Below are 3,352 nucleotides of genomic sequence, written 5' to 3' on the forward strand. Positions count from 1 at the left end.
CCGCCGACGTCGCCACCGAGCAGTCGCCGGACGCGCTGAAGAAGGCCGGCGACCGGGCCGGCCGCCCCGCCCCGCTGGGCGTACGCGCCATCCGGGTCGCGCGGAACGTCGCCCTCTCCGGCGCCTCCTGGCGCTACGGCCTGCGTCTCGCGCTGTGCATCGGCATCGCGCAGGCCCTGGTGTCGCTCGTGGCCGTGCCTCGCTCGTACTGGGTGGCGCTGACCATCACGTTCGTGCTGAAGCCGGACTTCGGGTCGGTCTTCTCCCGGGCGCTGCTGCGGGCGCTCGGCACGGTCGTGGGGCTCGTGGTCGCGGCCGGGATCCTCGCGGAGGTGCCGCGCGGCTGGTGGGACGTGCCGGTGATGCTGCTGCTCGCGCCGCTCATCCCGGTGTTCACACCCCGGGGCTACGGCTATCAGACGGCCGCCATCACGCCGGTGATCCTGCTTCTCTCCGACGTCCTCAACCACCAGGGCACGGGCCTGCTGGTGCCGCGTCTCGTCGACTCCCTCATGGGCTGCGCGATCGCCCTCGTCGCGGGCTATCTGCTCTGGCCGGAGAGCTGGCACGCGCGGGTCGGCGCCCGCCTCGCGGACGCCGTCGCCGACACGGCCGCGTACGTCGAAGGAGCCTTCGGGGAGGTCACGGCCGACCCCTCCGGGCGGACCCGGATGCGCCGCCGTCTCTACCGGGACCTGTCCGCCGTCCGTACGGAGTTCCAGCGGGCCCTGACCGAACCGCCGCCCATCGGCCGGCGGGCCGCCGCCTGGTGGCCGCTGGTCGTGGCGGTCGAGCGGATCGTCGACGCGACGACGGCCGCGCGGGTCCGGATCAAGCAGGGCGCGCAGCCGCCGTCCACCGCCGAGGTCGGCCAGGTCACGCTCCAGCTGCGGGAGCTGGCGGACGGACTACGGAGGACGAAGACCCTCTACGAGGTCCGCTCGGACCTGAGCGGACCGCCCGGGAGCGTACTGGAGCCGCTGCGCCAGGAGGTGGCGGCGGCCAGGACGATCACCTCTCCCCGCTGAGCCCCCACCCCCTCAAGGTCAACTCGGCGCAGGGCGCTGAATCGTTACGTCACGCCCGCACGGGTGACGGGGGGCGAGTTCGCAGGAGGAAAGACGCAATGATCAATCCTGTTCAAACGCCCTACCTATAAGGGGATTTTTCATGCGTCGCACCGCGACCGTCCTGCTCGGAACCCTCGCCCTCGCCGGCGCCATGGCCCCGGCCGCCCACGCGATCCCGGACCCGGTTGCCACGATCACCTGTGTCACCGAGACTCCGGCCGGCGTGACGGAACTCGTCGACCCCGCCGTGCTGCTCGACCCCGCCGGTCTGCTGGACCCGGCCGCCGCCCCGGGCGTCAGCTGCCTGGCTCCCTGAGCCCGGGCGTTCGCAGAGCAAGAACAGAACAACGGCAGAACAAGTGCGGGCCGCCCTCCCCGACAGGAGGGCGGCCCGCACCCGTTTGTGTCCCTCAGCCACGGAAACCGCGGAGGCAGCGGAGACTACGGATCAACGGCCGATGTCGCGGCCGTCCGCGCGCCACACCACGACGACCGCCGGGCGGACGTACGTGCCCGGACCGTCGGGCCAGGTGCTCTTGGGGTTGTCGACGGTGGCCCCGTCGATCTCGCCCGGGTGCTGGACCGCGACCAGGACACGGGAGTCCTGGATGATCGGACCGCAGGTCTCGGCACCGCGCGGAACCGTCAGGAACTGCTTCAGCTCACCGCGCCGCTTGCCCTGCGTGGCGACACCGAACAGGCCGTCGTGCGAGCCGAGCTGCGCGCCGTCGGTGGAGATCCACAGGTTGCCGTGCGGGTCGAAGGCGACGTTGTCCGGGCAGGAGATCGGGCTGACGGCCTCCTTCGGGAAGCCCGCGAAGTAGGTCGCCGGGTCGTCGGGGTCGCCCGCGACGAGGAACAGCAGCCAGCCGAACGTGGTGCTCTCGGGCCGGTTGCGGTGCTCGGTGAGTTCGAGGACCTGGCCGTGCTTGTTGGCGTTGCGCGGGTTGGCCTCGTCCGCCTTGGCATTGGAGCCGACACCGCGGTTGGTGTTGTTGGTGAGGGCGACGTAGACCTTGCCGGTGACCGGGTTGGGCTCGATGTCCTCGGGGCGGTCCATCTTCGTCGCGCCGACCTTGTCACCCGCGAGCCGCGTGAAGACGAAGACCTCGTCGGCCGTCATCCCGGCCACGTGCGAGACGGAGCCCTCGGCGGTGGCGGTGGCCAGCGGGATCCACTCGCCGGCGCCGTCGAACTCGCCGTCGGCCGGCAGCTTGCCCGTGCCGTCGATCTCGATGGCCGGGGAGTCGCCGGTGAGCTTGGCGACGTAGAGCGTGCCCTCGTCCAGCAGGGAGAGGTTGTGCTCGCGGTCGGCGCGGCTCGACCCCTTCTTCATCCGCTTGCTGCTGACGAACTTGTAGAAGTAGTCGAAGCGCTCGTCGTCGCCGGAGTAGACGACCGGACGGTCGTCCGAGGTCAGCCGGATGGTGGCCGCCTCGTGCTTGAACCGTCCGAGCGCGGTGTGCTTGCGCGGCGTGGAGGTCGGGTCGAACGGATCGAACTCGACGACATACCCGAAGCGGTGCACCTCGTTCGGCTCCTGGGCGACGTCGAACCGCTTGTCGAACCGCTCCCACTTGCGCTCGGTGGCGCCGGTGCCGATGCCGTACCGCTTGTCGGTCGGACGGCTGCTGTTGGCGAAGTACTGGTTGAAGTTCTCCTCGCCGTGCAGCGTGGTGCCCCAGGGGGTCGTACCGCCCGAGCAGTTGTTGAGCGTGCCGAAGACCTTGGTGCCGGTCGGGTCGACGGAGGTCTTGAGCAGGTCGGACCCGGCGGCCGGGCCGGTGAGACGGAACTCGGTCGTCGCCGTGACCCGGCGGTTGAGGGGGTGACGGGGCACGGCGGTGAGCTTGCCGGTGCGCCGGTCCTCCTCCACGACCACGGCGGCCAGGCCGTGCGCCGCCCAGGCGACCTCGACCTGGTTACGGGTCGGGTTGGCGGCGTCGTAGCCGCGGAACATCAGGATCTCGTCGGTGTACTCGTGGTTCGCGACGAGGATCTGGCGGCGGCGCTCACCGGGAAGCGGGAGCAGGGCGAGGAAGTCGCAGTTGTACCCGAACTGGCCCGCCTGGGCCTCGCCCGTCTGGTTCTCCGGGTCGAAGGCGGGGGCGCCGCGCAGGATCGGCTCGCCCCAGCGGATGACGACGTTCTGCTCGTACCCCTCGGGGACGGTCACGGTGTCGGCGGTGTTGGGCTCGACGGTGGTGAACCGCAGACCGCGGGCGGCCTTGCCCTTGATCCTGGCCGCCGCGGCCTTCGCGGCGTCGGCGGCGTCCGCCGTC

General features: G+C 71.3%; 3 protein-coding genes. 2 read left to right on the forward strand and 1 reads right to left on the reverse strand.

Features of this window, described 5'->3' with window-relative positions; all coding sequences use genetic code 11:
- On the forward strand, positions 1–1,028 hold a 1,028-nt coding region (locus AWZ10_RS12765), incomplete at its 5' end, for an FUSC family protein (RefSeq protein WP_208618489.1).
- Positions 1,029–1,170: 142 nt separating this feature from the next.
- Complete coding sequence (locus tag AWZ10_RS12770; protein ID WP_046706585.1) at positions 1,171–1,386, forward strand: hypothetical protein; 216 nt, start codon at positions 1,171–1,173, stop codon at positions 1,384–1,386.
- Positions 1,387–1,518: 132 nt separating this feature from the next.
- On the opposite strand, the gene AWZ10_RS12775 is transcribed toward AWZ10_RS12770, so the two are convergent.
- On the reverse strand, positions 1,519–3,352 hold a 1,834-nt coding region (locus tag AWZ10_RS12775), incomplete at its 5' end, for a PhoX family protein (RefSeq protein WP_060891112.1).

The organism is Streptomyces europaeiscabiei, from assembly GCF_001550375.1.
In the GTDB taxonomy this organism is placed as follows: domain Bacteria; phylum Actinomycetota; class Actinomycetes; order Streptomycetales; family Streptomycetaceae; genus Streptomyces; species Streptomyces europaeiscabiei.